The sequence below is a fragment of the Archangium lipolyticum genome (assembly GCF_024623785.1).
Lineage (GTDB): Bacteria > Myxococcota > Myxococcia > Myxococcales > Myxococcaceae > Archangium > Archangium lipolyticum.
Window position 1 is genome coordinate 348,013 of the sequence record NZ_JANKBZ010000002.1, and the last position, 17,914, is coordinate 365,926.

Sequence of the window (17,914 nt, forward strand, 5' to 3'; positions counted from 1 at the left end):
AATCTCAGTAGGGGTCGTCCTTGTACCCGGCGGAGTCCCTGTCCGTCGAGGTGCGGGACGTGGACTTCTTCTTCGTCAGCTTCTGCTTGAAGCGGACCACCGGCCCCGGACCCTCGGCGATGGCGGTGTGGCGCTGGTAGCCATCCAGCGCGAAGGTGAGCCGGGCGCTCGCGCGTCCATCCACGCCCGGGGGCACCATCAGCTCCACGGGCGTCTCTCCCAGCACGCGCCCCTCGTACATCACCTTCGCGCCACCGGGCTCGCTGGCGATCAGCATGCGGATGGGCGTGGGCTGGGCGTCCTCGGCCGGGGCGGTCTCCGCGGTGGTGGGCTGGGCCACGGCTTGCTGGGGGACGAGGGGCGCGGGGATGGGCTCGGGCTCCGGCTCCGGCGTGGAGGGACGCGCCGCGGCCGCCGCGGCGACGGGAGCGGGAGGCGGGGAGGCCTGGGGCGAGGTGGAGCGCAGGGCCACCACCGCGGCCACGCCGAGGCCGAGCAGCAGCGAGCCGCCGAAGAGGGCCAGGGGCAGCGTGCGCCGGGCGGCCGGCCTCGCGGGCTCCTCCACGGCGATGTCCAGCGCCACGGTGCTCGCGCCGGTGGCGCCGGGGCCGGGCAGGGGTCCGGTCTGCGGGCCAGAGACGGGGCCGCTGCCGGTGACGGGAATGGGCGTGGAGCCGGTGATGATTCGGGGGCTGGAGAAGGCCCCGCTGAAGCCCGCGGACGAGGCGGCGCGGCGCACGGACTCCAGCACCTCGTCCATGGACTGGAAGCGCTCGTCGGGGCGCTTGCGGATGCACCGCATCACCAGGGCCTCCACCTCCTGCGGCACGGAGTTGGCGGGCCAGATGGAGGCGAAGGTGGGCGGGGCCTCGTTGATGTGCTTGAAGATGACGTCGATGCTCTGCGGCGCCTGGAAGGGGGGACGCCCCATCAGCATCTGGAACATCACCACGCCCAGCGAGTACACGTCGCTGCGCGGGTCGGACACGTTGCGCGCCTGCTCGGGCGCCATGTACTGCGGCGAGCCGAGGATGACACCGGCCTGGGTGATCTCCGGTTCATCGGGCCGGCCGCGGTCCGGCAGGAAGGACTTCACCAGACCGAAGTCGAGCACCTTCACCACGTCATGGTCGTCCTCCTGGTTGAGGACCATGATGTTGGCGGGCTTGAGGTCGCGGTGGATGAGGCCGACGCGGTGGGCCTCGCGCAGCGAGCGCGCCACCTGCGCGACGATGTTCAGCACGCGCATCCACGGCAGGGGACCCAGCTGGGTGAGGAGCTGCGCCAGCGTCTGTCCCTCGAGGTACTCCATGGCGATGTACAGCACGCCGTCATCCGTCTTGCCGTAGTCGATGATGGTGACGGTGTTGGGATGGCGCAGCTTGGAGGTGACGGCGGCCTCCAGGAAGAAGCGCTTCTGGAAGCCGGGGTCCTTGCCCTCGCTGTACTGGGGGTTGAGGACCTTGAGGGCCACCAGCCGGTCCAGCGGTGCCTGCACGGCCTTGTACACCCGGCCCATGCCTCCCGAGCCGAGTGCCTCCACGATACGGAACTTGTCGTTGAGGACGCGGCCGATGAGGGGATCTCCCACGTCGGCCGGTGCGCTATGCGCCTGGGCGCCGCTTTGTACCATGAGCTCCCCCGCGGCCCGCCGGGTGGGGCGGTGGAAGATGTGACTTGTACTGGATGCTAGCACCAGACCTTCCCTGTCCGAAAAGTCCGGGGCTACCGGGATGGCGCGCTACGAGGCCCGAGAATACGGCGCGGGCGCAGAACCGTCATCTGCCGGACAGGTTCACCTGGCGAGTCCTTCCCTGACGCGCTGCGTTCTATGGGATGCAGTCTCAAGGACTGGGAATTTGCGCATCACGTCCGAGGCGAGGGTCGTTCGTCTGCTCGGCGAGCGGGCTCACGGGCGGAGCGGTGCGCTCCGTGGGACGACGCGACATGCCGGCCTACCGCTTCTTGCGCGCGAGGGCCTTCTCGCGAGCCGCCTCCCGCGCCTTCTTGGCCTTCTCGCGGGCCGCTTCCCGAGCCGCCTTGGCCTTCTCCCGCTTCGCCTCCCGGGCCGCCTTGAGCTTCTCGCGGGCCGCCTTGGCCTTCTCCCGCTTCGCCTCGAGCTTGTCCCGCTTCACCCGGGCCTTCTCCAGCGTCAGCACCACGCGCTGGACGGACTTCTCCTTCTTGTCGCACCGGGTGGCGACGGCCTTGAGCGCCATCGGCCGGCCCTGGACCGGCACCGTGCCCCGAGCGAGCTCGGGGACCTCGGTGAGCAGCTTCTCCGCTTCCTCTTCGCAGCGCTGGAAGCGCTCGCGCATGTCCTTGTAGAGCGAGAGCCGGGCGTCCAGGTCCCGCTCCTTCCGGGCCTTCTTCTCCAGCTCCGGCACTTCCTGGCTGCCGGTGAGCGGCCCGGAGATGAAATCAATCACCCGCTGGGCGATCCGCACCCGCGCCTCCGCCTGCTCCAGGCGCCGCTCGGTGTTCCGCGCGGAGGCCGCGTAGTCCGCGTCCTTCGCCTCGAGCTCCTTGCCTGTCTGGATCTGCTCGCGCGTGCGCTTGATGGCCTCGCGTACCGCCGTCACCTGCGCGGCCCCGGCGTCCTTCCCCTCGAGGGCGTCGAGCGCCTCCGTCACCGCGAACATGGCCTCCACGACCGAGTCCCGCTGCTTCTCCACCGCGGCCTCGAGCTCCTTGCGCGCCTTCTCCTCGACGGCCCGGTTCTGCCGTTTCACCCGCTCCTCGCGGACCCGGGGGACGAACGCCTGGAGCTGCGCGAGCTGCGAGCGGCACATCTCCCCCTCGGGCGAGAGGTCGACATCCGGGTGCGAGAGGATCTCCCGGGCCATCGCGAGCTTGGGCTCGGCGCTCTCCACGTCCAGGTTGCGCAGCAACTGCTCGGCCTCGTTGAGCAGCAGGGTGGCCTCATCCGTCCGATCCTCTCCGTGCTTCTGGCGCTGCTGCTTCGTGCTGTGGCCGCCACAGGCGGTCAGGGTCACCACCAGCAGGAGAAGGGTCAGCCAGGTCGCGGAGGTCGTACGTGCGGAAGTCATCGGGCCAGGGGAGAGCATCGTCCGAAGGCGCGTCAGAGGGAAGCCCACCCCCAGGTGATTCCGCGCCCCATTCCAGCGAGGCCGAAGCCTTACACTGTGCTCCATGACCGACCGATTGAAGGCCCTGCTCGCCTCCGCGCCGCGCTACCCCCAGCGCATCGTCTGCATGACGGAGGAGACGACGGAGACGCTGTACCGCATCGGCGCGGGGGACCTCGTGGTGGGCGTCTCCGGCTTCACCGTCCGGCCGCCCGAGGCGCGCAAGAAGCCGCGCGTCAGCTCCTTCCTGGACGCCAACTTCGAGCGCATCCTCGAGCTGAAGCCGGATCTGGTGCTGGGCTTCTCGGACCTGCAGGCGGACCTGGGCCGTGAGCTGTGCAAGCGAGGGGTGCCGGTGGTGCTCTTCAACCAGCGTTCGCTCGCGGAGATATTGCAGACGGTGCGTGTGGTGGGCGCGCTGGTGGGCCGGGCCGAGGCCGCCGAGAAGCTGGCGGACACCCTGGAGGCCAACCTCGCGCGGCATGCCGAGGCGGCGGAGCGGCTGCCGCGCCGGCCCCGCGTCTTCTTCGAGGAGTGGCACGAGCCGCTCATCTCCGGCATCCGCTGGTGCTCGGAGCTGGTGGAACTGGTGGGCGGTGAGGACGTGTGCCGCGAGTCGCGCGAGCAGCAGGGCGCCAAGGGCCGCATCTTCGACCCGGCCGAGGTGGCCCGGCGCGACCCCGAGGGCGTCATCGCGAGCTGGTGTGGCCGCAAGGCGAAGCGTGACAAAATCGTTACACGGCCGGGCTGGGAGCGGGTGAGGGCGGTGGTGGACGACCAGCTCTACGAGGTGAAGAGCTCGTTCATCCTCCAACCGGGGCCGGCGGCGCTGACGGATGGGGTGGATCAGCTCGCGGCCATCGTGGCGGCCATCGCCCGGGGAGAGAAGCTGCCGTCGCCCCGTCCTGGAGACCTGCGCGCGGCGCCGCTACCCGTTGGCCATGCGTAACAGGGGGATGGACTCGCTCACCACCCGCAGGAAGTCGTCGATGTCCAGCGGCTTGTGCACCAGCCGGACGCCCGCCGGAGGCCGTACCCTCGGGTGGGCGGTGATCATCACCGCGCCCGTGTCGTGCAGCCGTTGCTCTCGCGTCGCCTGCTCCAACAGCCACCCGCCATTCTCGCCGGGCAGCATGTAGTCGGTGATGACGAGATGGAAGGACTCCGCCCTCAAGCGGTCCAGTCCCTCTTCCGCGGAGCCGCTACCGGCGACCGAATAGCCCTCGCTCTCGAGCAGGTCGGTCAGGCCCTCGCGGATGTCCTCGTTGTCCTCTACCAGGAGAATCTTCACGTTGCGTCCGGACTCTACGGGGTCCATCTCTCGTAAATACGGGAGTCTCCCGCTTCCACCCAGGGTGGGAAAGCCCCGGCCCTTCCGATCAGGCAGGAGCTGTTCACTACCGTATTCCCTGGTGCTGGGGGCGTGCCAGGATGGGGCCCCGTGTCGCTCGCCTGGCTCGCATTGATCGCCGCCCCCCTGCTGGCGGCCGACCCCGCTCCGCCGCCCGTCCAAGGGTACGAGGATGAGCTCGTGCAGTGGGGGCTGGCTCAACATGGCCACCCGGTCGAGCCCGAGCCCGAGGGCAAGCGGCTGGAGGCGGTGCTGGTGGCCTCCGAGGACGTCGTCGCCCCGAGCGACCCGTACCCGATGCTGCTCAACGTGTTCCACGTGCGCACCCGCGAGGGGGTCATCCGGCGCGAGGTGCTCCTGGAGCCGGGAGCGGTCTGGTCATCGGAGCTCGCCCTGGAGACGGCGCGCAACCTGCGCAAGCTGGGCATCTTCGCGGTGGTGCGCGTGGTGCCGGTGCGGGGCTCCACGCCGGACACGGTGTCGCTGCTCATCGTCACCAAGGACCTGTGGTCGCTGCGGCTCAACCAGGACATCCAGCTGGTGGGCTCGCTGGTGCAGTCGTTGCGCCTTCAGGGCACCGAGCAGAACTTCCTCGGGCTCAACAAGAAGGTGGCGGTGGACTTCCTGCTGCGCCGCGACTCGGTGAGCCTCGGGCAGACGTATCTGGACCCGCGCCTGGGCGGCAGCCGCTGGTCCCTCAACGAGTCGGCCGCGCTCATCTTCGGGCGCGAGGGCAGCGGGCTCGAGGGCTCCAAGGGGAGTGTGCTGGTGAACCGGCCCTTCTTCTCCCTGGAGACGCCGTGGAGCTTCCAGACACAGGTGGTGTGGCGCGTGCAGCCCGTGCGTGTCTTCCGCGGCGCCGACGTGTGGGAGCTGCCGTACCCCGAGGGCGGGACGGTGCCCTACATCTACGATGCGCGTGAGCTCGGCGGGAACGCGCTGTACCTGCGCTCGTGGGGCTCGCGGTTCAAGCTGGACGCGGGCGGGGGAATTGGCGCGTACCACCGGCGCTATGGGGCTCCCGCGAGCTCCGGGCTGGACGAGGCCCGGCGCACGTGGTTCCGGGAGACGCACCTGCCTCGCAGCGAGGACGCCACCTACGTGCTCGGCTACGCGCGCTTCTGGGAGACGCGCTACGAGGTGATGCGCGACGTGGACTCCTACGCGCTCTCCGAGGACTTCCAGGTGGGGCCCTACGCCACGGCCACGGCGCGCTACGCGCCCGCGCTGCTGGCCTCCTCGGGAAACTTCGCCGAGCTGGGCCTCACCGCCCGCTACCGCGTCCGCCTGGGGGATGCGCTCTCCTCGGTGGCCGCCGCCGCTTCCATCCGCCGGCTCCTCGGAGGGGAAGGCCAGGGGACCTGGGTCAACCGCCGCTGGGCCGCCGAGGTGCAGCAGGTGTCTCCGAAGGTGCTCGGCGGGCGCTTCGTGGTCCGGGGCCTGCTGGACGTGAACATCGATGACCTGAACGAGCGCGTGCTGCTGCTCGGAGGCGGCAACGGGCTGCGGGGCGCACTGCCGGAGGCGTACCCGGGCAAGCGCATGCTCCTGGTCAACGTGGAGTACCGCACCCCGCCGCTCATCCTCTACACGGTGCATCTGGGCGGCGTGCTGTTCTACGACACGGGCTCGGCGTTCGACCGGCGTCCGGGCTTCGTGCACTCGGTGGGCGTGGGCGTGCGGCTGCTCTTCCCCCAGTTCAACACCTTCCCGTTCCGGTTCGACTTCGGGTACGTCCTCAACGACGACCGGCCCGACTTCGGCGGACGCTTCTCCTTCAGCGGAGGGCAGGTGACGGAGTTCCGGCCAGGGTTTCTGGATGCGCCCATCTAGGCTCCTGGCCCGGCCCTCGTGGCTCGCCGCGGTGGGGGCGTTGCTCGCGGTGGGAGTGGCGGCGCTCGCACGCGGCCGGGTGCATCCGGACGAGGTCTTCCAGTTCCTGGAGCCGGCCCATGGGCTGGCCTTCGGGTACCGCGTGGTCGCCTGGGAGTGGGTGGACGGTTTGCGCAACCAGGCGGTGCCCGGAGTGCTCGGGGGACTGCTCGCGCTGTGCGGGGCCGTGGGGCTCGAGCACCCGTGGGCCCTGGCGGCGGTCGTGTGGTGCGCGTGCGCGGGGGTCCAGGCGCTGGGCACGTGGGCGCTGTTCCGGCTCGTGGAGGAGCGGGACGGCCGCGAGGCGGCGCTGCTGGCCGCGGGCATCCACGTCACCTGGGGCGGGTTCCTCATCTACGCCGCGCGGCCGATCGGCGATGTGCTGAGCGCGGTGCCCTTGCTGGGCGCGCTCCTCTGGACGCAACGGGCCCGGGACCGGGACGGATGGCGCGAGGGGCTGTGGAGCGGCGTGCTGCTGGGCATGGCCTTCGTCATCCGCTACCCCTCGGCCGTCTTCGGGGTGCCCCTCGCCGCGAGCCTGCTGGGGGCCCGGCGCTGGCGCTCGCTCGCGGGCTTCTCGGTGGGCGTGGGCGCGGTGTTGCTGGGACTCGGGGTGCTCGACTGGCTCACCTGGGGCTCGCCCTGGCACTCCGCCTGGCGCTACTTCCAGTTCAACATCTCCAGCGGCTCCTCGGCGTCCCAGTTCGGCCAGCGGCCGTGGTGGTGGTACGCGCCCATCCTGGCCGGCATGGCGCCCCTGCTGCTCGTCTGGCACTTCGGGCGCGGGCTGGCCCGGAGGGACGTCGTCGTGGGGGCCTTCGCCTTCTACCTCGTGGTGGTGAGCGCGCTGGGACACAAGGAAGCGCGCTTCCTGGTGCCGCTGCTGCCCCTCTTCGTGGCCATCGCCGCCGGGCCCGCCTCGGGAGACCTCGCCCGGTTGTCGGGCCGGCGCCGGGTGCTGGGGCTGCTCGTGGGCCTGTACGTGCTCTCCTCCGTGGCTGCGGCTACCGTGTTGTTCCCGGTCGGGCTGCGCGCGGGGGTGCTCGACGCCACCGTCTCCGCGGGCAGGGACCCGTCACTCACCGGGCTCGTCATCGCCGGTCCGCCCGAGTGGAACACCGGCGGCCGCTTCTACCTGCACCGCGACGTGCCGCTGTTCGTGGGGTACGGACGCCCCGAGGCGGAGCTCCAGGAGAAGCTCTCGGACGCGCGGTTCTCCCATGCGCTCGTGGATGGCGGGGCGGTGGGAGAGGATTCGCTGCGCTCGGCCGGCTTCTGCCACCAGCGCCAGTGGGGCGGGGTGGTGCTCTGGAAGCGCTGTCTCAGGCGGGACTGAAGGTACGGCGGTAGTCGGGCCACGCGTCCCACAGGTAGAGGGAGAAGGGCACCCACCAGATGAAGTCATTGGTGAGGCAGAGCACCAGCGTCGCCGGGGGCCACTCGCCCCGGAGGATGAGGAGCGCGAGCCCGATCGGTCCCAGCACCTTGCCCAACAGGCCCACCGCCGCCAGCGCGAAGCCGTGTTCCGGCCGCCTCGCCACCTCGGCGTAGAGGAGACCGTAGACGCCGATGACCATGCCCAGGCAGGAGAAGAGGGCGGGTTGATTCAGTGGCGGCATGCCCGCGAAGCGGAAGAGCCACTGGGGATCCACCGCCGCGTAGAGGCCCCAGAGGAGGTTGTAGAGGGCCGCGGCGGTGAACACCCCGCGATGCAGTACGCGCCGCTTCATGGCGTCCGGACCTCCTCCTCGGGCCACGGCCAGCCTCCTCCTGGAAGCGGGAGCGCGAGCAGCCTGGCGTAGCGTGACGACTCGCCGCTCATGCCGGGGGGTCCTGGCGCTTGAGCTGGTACCTGCGGGCGATCTCCGTCACCTCCCGGGTGACGGCCTGGAGCGTCTCGGTGGCCTGCAGCGTGGTGTCCAGACGCTTCATCGTCTCGTCCATGCCGGCCGACAGGTGGGCGATGGCGTTGAAGATGTGCGAGATGCCCCTGTTCTGCTGGTTCACGGCGCTGGCGATCTGCCGCACGGCCGCGGCGTTCTCCTGGATGATCAGCGACATCTCGCGCAGGTTCTCCCCGGACGAGCGCACCATCTCCAGTCCGCCCGCGACCTGCAGGGCGCCCTGCTCGCTCATGGAGACCACGTCCCGGATGGCGGTGCCGATGTCCAGCAGGCTCTTGCGGATGAGGGACGTCTCCCGGATGGATTGATCGGCCAGCTTGCGGATCTCACTGGCCACCACGGCGAAGCCCGTGCCCTGGTCTCCCGCGTGCGCGGCCTCGATGGAGGCGTTGAGCGCCAGCAGGTGGGACTGGTCGGCCAGGTCCTTCACCGTGACGGCGATGTTGGCGATCTGCGTGGCGCTCTCGTGCAGCCGCAGCACCTTGCCGCGGATGCCGTCCACGAAGTCTCCAATGGTGCTCAGCCCCGTCAGGGTCCGCTCCAGGGACTCCTCGCCATAGCGCCCGAGCTGCTCCGCGTGGCCGGCCACGCGCAGCACGGTCTCGGCCTTGAAGGAGGCCAGCTCGGAGGTGGTGCGGATCTCCTCCGAGGTGATCTGCGCCTGCTGGAGCACGGCGGCCTGCTCGGTCAGGTGCTGGCGTTGCTGGTGGCTCGCCGAGCCGAGCGCCGTACCCGCCGAGAGCAGCAGGCTGGCCGAGGCGTGCAGGCGGGTGGGAATCTCCTGGAGCCCCTCCAGGACCTCGACCATGCCCGCCGCCAGGTCTCCCATCTCATCGGTGGAGGCCCAGGCGGGGGGGAAGGGCTTGCCGTGGGCCAGCGCCTCGATGGCCGCCTGCACCGCCGTCGCCGCCCGCACCTGCCGGCGCGCCAGCAGCCAGGCGGTGAGCGAGGGAACGAGCAGGATGAAGGCGCCGAGCGTCAACAGCGGAGGCCCCATCGACGAGAGCAGGGTGTTGCTGAAGCCATGGATCCTCTCGGCGATCAGCGCGGCCTGGCCGTGGGGGATGGTGGGGTCGGCGAGGATGGCCCGCGTCTCGGAGTCGCGCAGCTCGAGCGTCTGGAGGATGACCACCAGCGCCGTGAGCACCACGGTGCTCGTCAGGGTGGAGGCGAACGCGTAGGGCAGGTACCAGCGCTGCCGCGGCCAGAAGGCCCCCCGGCCCATGGCGCGCACCCGCACGCGGTTCTGCTCCTCGACCACGTAGGGCATCAGGATCTTCTCGAGCTTGATGCCCACGGGCAGGGACAGGGACTGGGAGAAGGCGGCGGCCACGAGCAGCCCGATCCCCACGTGCATGGGGCTCTTGTTGAACCGGAGCACCAGCGGAATGGTGACGAGGGCACCGCCCAGGAGGTAGGCCACCTGCGTCCCCACGAACGAGAGCTTCCAGGGAAGCATCTGCAGGCGGATGAGGCGCTCGTGGGGGGGCTCGCCGGGGAGCGGGCTGAAGTTCCGGCGCAGCAGCATGGACATGCCCGTCCAGGTCATGAGCACACCCGCCACCAGGAACGCCGGGGGGAGCAGGTGAATCATGGTCCAGAGGATGTCCTGGGCCGACAACCCGAGCGACAACCCGACGAGGTAGACGGAGATGGGCGCCGAGGGCGCGAGCCACGCCGACACGACGAGGAAGATCCGTCGGAGCAGGTCAGGGGGGACGGTCTGCGGGGGGGAGCCGTTCATGAGGCGGGGCCATTCTCCCAGGAGGGAGACGTGGCGGGGGGATGGAGACGCGGAGCAGGGCCTGCCAGGATGCTCCTCGGGTAGCCGGATGCTAGCAGGGAAAGTCTGGATTAAGGCGGATCTGTTCCCAGCAACTCCCGGAAGAGCACCTCCGCCACGTCCCGGAAGAGCTCTCCCGAGGCAAGCAGCCCGCCACAGTGGTGCGGCTCCCTGGCCAGCGTCAGCGCCACGCACCTGCCCAGCACCGCCTCCCAGAAGGACTCCGAGTCCGGTGGCAGGAGGTACTCACGGATGACACCCCGGGGCCAGGGCAGCACCGTCGTCGGGTCCGCGTCGCTCAGGCTGGTGAAGCAGTCCAGGTCCACGTCCAGCAACACCCGCTCCGCCACCTCCAGCACCTCGCGCACCGCGTCTCCGGGGGCGGGTGCGTTGAAGGCCTCCGCCGCCCGGTCCACCGTGGGCACCACCACCAGCCGGTGCGAGCGCCCGCGCGTGTCCACGTACACGTCTCCCGAGTACGTCCCCCGGGGCCGTCCCCGGGCAATCACGAGGGCGTCCCCCACCAGCCCCGCCTCCATCGCCGCCAGCACGTGGTCGTAGTTGCGCACGTCCAGGGCCCACCGCGCGTGCTCGTCCAGGGCCCTCAGCCCCGCCGAGCGATCCGGCACCGCCCCGGGCGCCACCGGCACCACCAGGTCCAGGTGCCGGTCCAGCGTCACCAGCAGCGCCGCCGGTCCGTCCTCCCCGAGCGCACAGGCCCACGCGGGCAGGGCCAGCCGGTGCGGATCGAAGACGTACGCATCCGCCGGCCCCCGTCCACCGCCGAGCGCCAGCCGGATGACGCCCGCCAGACGCAGGTGTCTCTGTGAATCGTCCATCCCTGGGGAATAACCGTTTCCGCGCGGCATTTCGCGGGCCGCGCGCCGCCAGAGTGTAGGCTGCGCGCGCTTCCCAGCTCAAAGGAGGGAGCGCCCACTTCCGGGCGCCAGCCTCGCATGCGCATCCTGTTCGCCGCCGCGCTCCTGTTCGTGAGCGCTCCCGCTCTTGCCCAGCAGCCCCCCGCCAAGACCATGACCGCTTCGCAAGACACCTTCCTCAAGGACTTCGCCGAGACGCGCCGCTTCATGAGCGGGCGTCCCGTCAACCCCCGCATCACCCCGGACGAGAAGACGGTCCTCTTCCTGCGCGGCCAGCCCCGCGCTCCCGTCCAGACGCTCTTCGCCTTCGACGTGGCCTCCGGTGAGACGAGGGAGCTGCTCACCCCCGAGTCCATCCTCAAGGGGGGCGAGGAGACGCTCACCCCCGAGGAGAAGGCCCGCCGCGAGCGCATGCGCGTGAGCTCCCGGGGCTTCACCTCCTACCAGCTCTCCGAGGACGGCCAGCGCATCCTCGTGTCGCTCTCCGGCAAGCTCTACGTCGTGGAGCGCTCCACCGGGAAGTCCCTGGAGCTGAAGACGGGCGCGGGCGTCATCGACCCTCGCTTCTCCCACGACGGCCAGCAGGTGGCGTACGTGCGGGACAACGACGTCTTCCGCATCGAGCTTGCCACCAACAAGGAGCGCCGCGTCACCAGCGGAGGCACCGCGAAGAAGACGCACGGCCTGGCCGAGTTCGTCGCCCAGGAGGAGATGAGCCGCTTCTCCGGCTGGTGGTGGAGCCCGGACGCGAAGTTCATCGCCTACACCGAGTCCGACACCTCCGACGTGGAGAACCTCTCCATCGTCGACGTGATGCACCCCGAGCGCGGCGCGGAGGACTACGCGTACCCGCGGCCGGGCAAGAACAACGCCAGGGTGCGCCTGGGCATCACCCCCGTCACGGGCGGGAAGACGGTCTGGGTGCAGTGGGACGCGGAGAAGTACCCCTACCTGGCCACCGTGGACTGGCCGAAGGCGGGCTCCCTCACCGTCCTCGTGCAGAACCGCACGCAGACGGAGCAGAAGCTGCTCGCGGTGGATACGGCCACGGGCAGGACGCGTGAGCTGCTCACCGAGAAGGACGAGGCCTGGCTCGAACTGGATCAGACCTTCCCCAAGTGGCTCGAGAGTGGCCAGGGCTTCCTCTGGTACACCGAGCGCAATGGCGGCCCCGAGGTGGAGCTGCGCAAGGCGGACGGGAGCCTCGTGCGCTCGCTGGTGAAGCCGGAGGCGGGCTTCCGCGCCCTGGCCCGCTACTCGGAGAAGGACGGCACGCTCTACTTCGTCGGCGGCCCCAACCCCTCCGAGAGCTACCTGTGGCGCGTGAAGGACGGCGGCGCCCCCGAGGTGGTGCGTCCCGGCACCACCGGCCCGGCCGTGGAGAGCGGCAGCGTGTCCAAGTCCGGTGGCCTCGTCGTCATCACGCACGCGAGCCCCACCTCCATGCCGCGCACCTACGTGGCGCGCGCGGACGGCACCCGCGTGGGCGAGCTGCCCTCCGTGGCCGTGGAGCCCGGCTTCACCCCCGTCGTCGAGTACCGCGAGGTGGGCCCGCTGAAGTTCCAGTCCTCGCTGGTGCGCCCGCGCGACATGAAGCCCGGCCAGAAGCTGCCCGTCATCATCGAGGTGTACGCTGGCCCCACCGTCACCGTCGTCCACAAGAGCATGGCTCCGCACCTGCTGTCGCAGTGGATGGCGGACCAGGGCTTCCTCATCGCCCGCTTCGATGGCCGGGGCACTCCGCTGCGCGGCGCGAAGTGGCAGCGCGCCGTGCACCTCGACTTCTCCGGCGTGACGCTGGAGGACCAGGTCGCCGCCGTCCAGGCGCTCGCCGCCCAGGTGCCCGAGGTGGACCTGCAGCGCGTGGGCATCGAGGGCTGGAGCTTTGGCGGCTACATGTCCGCGCTCGCCGCCCTCAAGCGCCCGGACTTCTTCAAGGCCGCGGTGGCCGGCGCTCCCGTGGTGGACTGGCTCGACTACGACACCCACTACACCGAGCGCTACCTCCACCTGCCCCAGCAGCACCCCGAGGCCTATGAGAAGAGCTCGTTGCTCACCTACGCGCGTGACACGGGCAAGGGCATCTCCCCGCTGCTCCTCATGCACGGCACCGCGGACGACAACGTCTACTTCTTCCACACGCTCAAGCTGTCCGACGCCCTCTTCCGCGCCGGCAAGCCGCACCAGCTGCTGCCCCTCAGCGGCCTCACGCACATGGTGCCGGATCCGCTCGTCACCCAGCGTCAGTACGAGTGGGTGATGAACCACTTCAAGCAGCACCTGGCGAAGTAGCCCGCGAGCACTGCCCGCAAAGAGAAAGGCCCGGCTCTCCTCGTGGGGGCCGGGCCTTTTTCCGAGGCCACTACTTGTACGGAGTGGCTCGGGGCGACATCAAACCGCGCGAACGTTCTGAGCCTGCAGTCCCTTGGGACCGCGAGCCAGCTCGAACTCCACCTTCTGCCCCTCGGCGAGGGTCCGGAACCCGTCCATGTTGATGGCGGTGTGGTGGCAGAACACGTCCTCACCACCGCCGTCCTGCACGATGAATCCGAAGCCCTTCGCGTCGTTGAACCACTTCACGGTACCAGTTGCCATGGTGCTTCCTTGTCAGGAGCGGACCGGAATCCGCTCGCTTTCCCGTCCCCCGTCCGTCGGGTGACAAGTGAAGTTGTAGGCGGGCAGCCGCGCGCCTGTCCAGTCGGCTGCCCTGTTTTCCCGCTTGGTCAGTTTATCCGGATTTCAAATTTCCAGCAGGAGCCGAGTGGGGTCCTCGATGCACTCCTTGACGCGCACGAGGAACTGAACGGCCTCGCGGCCGTCGATGAGGCGGTGGTCGTAGGAGAGGGCCAGGTACATGATGGGCCGGATGACGACCTGGCCGTTGCGGGCCACGGGGCGCTCCACGATGTTGTGCATCCCCAGGATGCCCGTCTGGGGCGGGTTGAGGATGGGGGTGGAGAGCATCGAGCCGAAGATGCCGCCGTTGGAGATGGTGAAGGTGCCGCCCTGCAGCTCCGCGAGCGTCAGCTTGTCGTTGCGAGCGCGGGTGCCGTAGTCGCCGATCTTCTTCTCCAGGTCGGCGAGCGACAGGGTGTCCGCGTCACGAACGACGGGCACCACGAGGCCGCGCGAGCCGCTCACCGCCACGCCGATGTCGTAGTAGTGCTTGAAGATGACGTCGTCGCCGTCGATCTCCGCGTTGACCTGGGGGAAGGCCTTGAGGGCCTCGACGGCCGCGCGCACGAAGAAGCTCATGAAGCCCAGCTTGATGCCGTGCCTGGCCTGGAACTTCTCGTTGTACTGCTTGCGCAGGTCCATCACCGCGCCCATGTCCACCTCGTTGAAGGTGGTGAGGATGGCGGCGGTGGACTGGGCCTGGATGAGGCGCTCGGCCACGCGGCGGCGCAGCGGCGTCATCTTCACGCGCTCCTCGCGGTCAGCGCGGGCGCGCGGACCGGAGGGGGCGGGAGCGGGAGCCGGAGCGCGCTGGGCGGGAGCCTCGGCCGGGCGGTTGAGCTGACCGAGCACGTCCTCCTTGGTGATGCGGCCGCCGGTGCCGGAGCCCTTGAGCTGGGCCACGTCCACCTTGTTCTCCTCGGCGATCTTCCGGGCGGTGGGCGTCATGCGCGCATCGGACGAGGCCGAGGCGGCGGGAGCCGGAGCCGCGGCCGCGACGGGAGCCGGAGCGGCGGCGGGAGCCTGGGGGGCGGTGGCGGTGGCGCCAGCGCCGGCCTCGATGGTGCCCAGCACGTCGCCCACGCGCACCTTGTCGCCCTCGTTGAAGGCGATGGTGACGATGGAGCCGGCGGCGGGGGCGGGCACGTCGATGGTGACCTTGTCGGTCTCCAGGACGACGAGGGGCTCGTCCGCGGAGACCGCGTCGCCCTTCTTCTTGTTCCACTTCCCGACGACGGCTTCAGTGATGGACTCGCCCAGGGGCGGGACTTTCAGTTCAACGGCCATTCTTGGTTCCTCGGAGGATGGCTTCCTCGACGATGAGCTGCTGCTCGAGGTTGTGCGTCTGTGTGAAGCCGGTGGCGGGGCTGGCGGCCTCCGCGCGGCCGATGTAGCCCAGCTTCAGTGGACCCTGGCCTCGAGCGGCGGCCAGGTCGTGCAGGCGGGGGAACATGAAGTGCCAGGCACCCGAGTTGCGAGGCTCCTCCTGGACCCAGAAGAGCTCGGTGAGCTTCGGCATCTTCGCGACGAGGCCTGCCAGCTCGTCGAAGGGGAAGGGGTAGAGCTGCTCCAGGCGCACGATGGCGATGGAGTCGTCCTTGCGCTCGTCCCGGGCCTTGACCAGGTCGTAGTAGACCTTGCCACTGCACAGCAGGAGCCGCGTGACGCCGGCCGGGTCCACCTTGTCCGGGATGACCTCTTGGAAGGTGCCGCTGGTCAGCTCGTCCAGCTTGCTCACCGCCTCGGGGCGGCGCAGCAGGCTCTTGGGCGACATGACGACGAGCGGCTTGCGCAGCGGGCGCAGCACCTGGCGCCGCAGCAGGTGGAAGATCTGCGCGGGCGTGGTGGGGTAGGCGACCTGGATGTTGTCCTGGGCGCTCAGGCTGAGGAAGCGCTCCAGGCGGGCGCTGGAGTGCTCGGGACCCTGGCCCTCGTAGCCGTGCGGCAGCAGCAGCGTGATGCCGCTGAGCCGCCGCCACTTGCTCTCACCGGCGGCGATGAACTGGTCGATGATGATTTGAGCGCCGTTGGCGAAGTCACCGAACTGGGCCTCCCAGATGATGAGGCCGTCGGGCACGTCCAGGCTGTAGCCGTACTCGAAGCCCAGCACGCCCATCTCGGACAGGGGGCTGTTGTAGATGTCGAAGCGGGCCTTGCCGGTGGTGAACTGCCGCAGCGGCACGAACTTCTCGCCCGTCTTCACGTCATTCAGCACGGCGTGGCGGTGGCTGAAGGTGCCGCGCTCCACGTCCTGGCCGCTCACGCGGACCATGTAGCCCTCGGACAGCAGCGTGGCGTAGGCCAGCGACTCGCCCTCGCTCCACTGCAACTCCTCGGTCTGCAACATGCTCTGGCGCTTCTTGAGCACCGTGCGCTCCACGTCGCGGTGGACGTTGAAGCCCTCGGGCACCTCGGTCAGCTTCGCCAGGGCGGAGCGCAGCGTCTCCTTGCTCACCCCGGTGGTGACGTCGGGCACGCCCGACTCGGGCCCGCCCTTGTAGGGCTTCCACAGGCCCTCGAGCGCGTTGGGCTCCTTGAACTGGCTCTCCGCGCGGGCGCGGCTGAGCGCCGCGTCGAACTCCTGCAGGCAGCGCTGCTTGATGGCCTCGGACTCGTCCGCGGGCACGCGGCCCTTCTCCGCCAGCTGCTGCGCGTAGAGCGTGCGCACCGTGGGGTGCTTGCGGATGATGTCGTACATCGCCGGCTGGGTGAACGAGGGGTCGTCGCCCTCGTTGTGGCCGTAGCGGCGGTAGCAGACCAGGTCGATGACCACGTCGCTCTTGAAGGTCTGCCGGTACTCGGCCACCAGGCGCGCCACGTGGACGCACGCCTCCGGGTCGTCCCCGTTCACGTGGAAGATGGGGACGTCCAGCATCTGCGCCAGCGCCGTGGAGTAGATGGAGCTGCGCGAGTCGGACGGATCCGTGGTGAAGCCCACCTGGTTGTTGATGACCAGGTGCAGCGTGCCGCCCGTCTCGTAGCCCTTGAGCCGCGCCAGGTTGAGCGTCTCGGCCACCACGCCCTGGCCGATGAAGGCCGCGTCGCCGTGGATGAGCAGCGGCATCACCTTGGTGCGCTCGCCGTCTCCGCCGCGATCCTGCTTGGCGCGCACGCGGCCCTCCACCACCGGATTCACCGCCTCCAGGTGGCTGGGGTTGAAGGCCAGCGACAGGTGGATGCTCTGCCCGCCACGCGTGCCGTGGTCCGAGCTGAAGCCCATGTGGTACTTCACGTCGCCACGGCCCATGTGCTGCTTGGGATCCTTCGGGCCCTCGAACTCGCTGAAGATCTGGTCCGGCTTCTTGCCCAGGATGTTCGTCAGCACGTTGAGGCGGCCGCGGTGGGCCATGCCGATGACGACCTCGCGCAGGCCCAGGTCGCCGCCCACCTCGAGCACCGCGTCCATCATGGGCACCAGGGCCTCACCGCCATCGAGCGCGAAGCGCTTGGCGCCGACGAACTTGGTGTGCAGGAAGTTCTCGAAGCCCTCGGCGTAGGACAGCTTGGTGAGGATGTGGCGCTGCTCCTCCACCGTGAACTCCGTGCGGTTCTCGGTGTACTCCATGCGCCGCAGCAGCCAGCGCCGCCGCTCGCTGTCGAGCATGTGCATGAACTCGACGCCGATGGAGCCGGTGTACGTGCGGCGCAGCCGGCCCATCAGCTCCTTGAGCTTCACCCGCGCCTCGGCGAAGACGTTGGAGCTCTCCACCATCTGCTCCAGCTCGGTGGTGGAGAAGTGCGAGTCGTCCACCAGGCCCACGTCGGCCACGTGCTCCAGGGGCGGGCGCGGCCGGCCGAGGGGGTCGAGCTTCGCGCGCAGGTGGCCGCGCAGGCGGAAGGCCGAGATGACCTGATCCACCCGGGACTGCAGCTTCATGTCCTGCTCGAAGGCCACCGTGGGGGCCGTCTGCGGGGCCAGCGCCACCGCGGCGGCGGCCGGAGCCGGCGCCGCCTTGGCTCCCTTGCCCTCTTTGCCCTCCTTGCCCGGCACCACGGGCGCGGGCGGCTCGATGAGGGTGCGGTTGAAGATGGGCCGGCCGGCGCCGTCGTTGCGCTCGAACAACTCGCGCCAGCTCGGGTCCACGCTGGACGGATCCTCGAGGTAGCGCGCGTAGAGCCCCTCGATGAAGTCGATGTTTCCGCCGGAGAGGTACGAGTCCTGGAAATTCGCCATGGCGTGCTGTCTTTTACTGGAAGGCCGCCCCGTTGGGGGGTTTTCGGCACGATTTGTTGATCAGGGGAGCATTGATCGCCGCCCCATCCACCCTGGGGCGAGCAGCAGGATTGATGCGCCACGTGAGCGCAACTTCACCCCTGTCTTTCCCGGGCGGATGGAGGAGCCGGGCCTCTTCCTGGATTAC

General features: G+C 69.8%; 13 protein-coding genes. 4 read left to right on the top strand and 9 right to left on the bottom strand.

All coding sequences use genetic code 11. The annotated features are described in order from the left end of the window. Nucleotides 1–4: 4 nt before the first annotated feature. Both NR810_RS05095 and NR810_RS05100 read right to left on the bottom strand, forming a co-directional pair. Nucleotides 5–1,633 (bottom strand): serine/threonine protein kinase, encoded by a 1,629-nt coding sequence (locus NR810_RS05095; RefSeq protein WP_257448500.1) that lies wholly within the window; start codon nucleotides 1,631–1,633, stop codon nucleotides 5–7. Nucleotides 1,634–1,955: 322 nt separating this feature from the next. Beyond that, nucleotides 1,956–3,050: a coiled-coil domain-containing protein gene (locus NR810_RS05100; RefSeq protein WP_257448502.1), complete on the bottom strand. Its 1,095-nt coding sequence runs from the start codon at nucleotides 3,048–3,050 to the stop codon at nucleotides 1,956–1,958. A 103-nt stretch (nucleotides 3,051–3,153) separates the two neighbouring features. On the opposite strand from NR810_RS05100, the gene NR810_RS05105 reads away from it, so the two are divergent. After that, complete coding sequence (locus NR810_RS05105; RefSeq protein WP_257448504.1) at nucleotides 3,154–4,038, top strand: cobalamin-binding protein; 885 nt, start codon at nucleotides 3,154–3,156, stop codon at nucleotides 4,036–4,038. Here NR810_RS05105 and NR810_RS05110 read toward each other — a convergent pair. Further along, a complete protein-coding gene (locus tag NR810_RS05110; RefSeq protein ID WP_257448506.1) occupies nucleotides 4,018–4,380 on the bottom strand; it encodes a response regulator in 363 nt (120 codons plus the stop codon). The genes NR810_RS05105 and NR810_RS05110 overlap by 21 nt on opposite strands. A 150-nt stretch (nucleotides 4,381–4,530) precedes the next feature. Here NR810_RS05110 and NR810_RS05115 point away from each other — a divergent pair, with 150 nt between their 5' ends. Together NR810_RS05115 and NR810_RS05120 are read left to right on the top strand one after the other, a co-directional pair. Then, nucleotides 4,531–6,273, top strand: a complete 1,743-nt coding sequence (locus NR810_RS05115) for a BamA/TamA family outer membrane protein (protein ID WP_257448508.1) — start codon at nucleotides 4,531–4,533, stop codon at nucleotides 6,271–6,273. Continuing rightward, on the top strand, nucleotides 6,260–7,648 hold the full coding sequence (locus NR810_RS05120) for a glycosyltransferase family 39 protein (RefSeq protein ID WP_257448509.1): 1,389 nt from the start codon (nucleotides 6,260–6,262) through the stop codon (nucleotides 7,646–7,648). The genes NR810_RS05115 and NR810_RS05120 overlap by 14 nt, the downstream gene beginning before the upstream one ends. Here the strand turns inward: NR810_RS05120 and NR810_RS05125 are convergent. The 3 genes from NR810_RS05125 to NR810_RS05135 form a co-directional block, all read right to left on the bottom strand. After that, nucleotides 7,635–8,042: a hypothetical protein gene (locus tag NR810_RS05125; RefSeq protein WP_257448510.1), complete on the bottom strand. Its 408-nt coding sequence runs from the start codon at nucleotides 8,040–8,042 to the stop codon at nucleotides 7,635–7,637. The two genes, NR810_RS05120 and NR810_RS05125, sit on opposite strands and share 14 nt — an antisense overlap. Before the next feature lie 88 nt (nucleotides 8,043–8,130). Continuing rightward, nucleotides 8,131–9,960, bottom strand: a complete 1,830-nt coding sequence (locus tag NR810_RS05130; RefSeq protein WP_257448511.1) for a methyl-accepting chemotaxis protein — start codon at nucleotides 9,958–9,960, stop codon at nucleotides 8,131–8,133. Between the two features lie 110 nt (nucleotides 9,961–10,070). Continuing rightward, nucleotides 10,071–10,838, bottom strand: a complete 768-nt coding sequence (locus NR810_RS05135; protein ID WP_257448512.1) for a UPF0489 family protein — start codon at nucleotides 10,836–10,838, stop codon at nucleotides 10,071–10,073. Nucleotides 10,839–10,955: 117 nt separating this feature from the next. On the opposite strand from NR810_RS05135, the gene NR810_RS05140 reads away from it, so the two are divergent. Then, entirely contained in the window at nucleotides 10,956–13,169 is a 2,214-nt protein-coding gene (locus NR810_RS05140) for a S9 family peptidase (protein WP_257448513.1), read from the top strand. 99 nt (nucleotides 13,170–13,268) lie between these two features. Here NR810_RS05140 and NR810_RS05145 read toward each other — a convergent pair whose 3' ends face one another. The 3 genes from NR810_RS05145 to NR810_RS05155 all read right to left on the bottom strand — a co-directional run bounded on the left by NR810_RS05145 (nucleotide 13,269) and on the right by NR810_RS05155 (nucleotide 17,727). Further along, a complete protein-coding gene (locus NR810_RS05145; RefSeq protein ID WP_108066901.1) occupies nucleotides 13,269–13,472 on the bottom strand; it encodes a cold-shock protein in 204 nt (67 codons plus the stop codon). 144 nt (nucleotides 13,473–13,616) lie between these two features. Beyond that, a complete protein-coding gene (odhB, locus tag NR810_RS05150; protein ID WP_257448514.1) occupies nucleotides 13,617–14,840 on the bottom strand; it encodes a 2-oxoglutarate dehydrogenase complex dihydrolipoyllysine-residue succinyltransferase in 1,224 nt (407 codons plus the stop codon). Then, nucleotides 14,830–17,727 (bottom strand): 2-oxoglutarate dehydrogenase E1 component, encoded by a 2,898-nt coding sequence (locus tag NR810_RS05155; RefSeq protein WP_257448515.1) that lies wholly within the window; start codon nucleotides 17,725–17,727, stop codon nucleotides 14,830–14,832. Before NR810_RS05155 ends, odhB begins: the two co-directional genes overlap by 11 nt. Nucleotides 17,728–17,914: the final 187 nt, after the last annotated feature.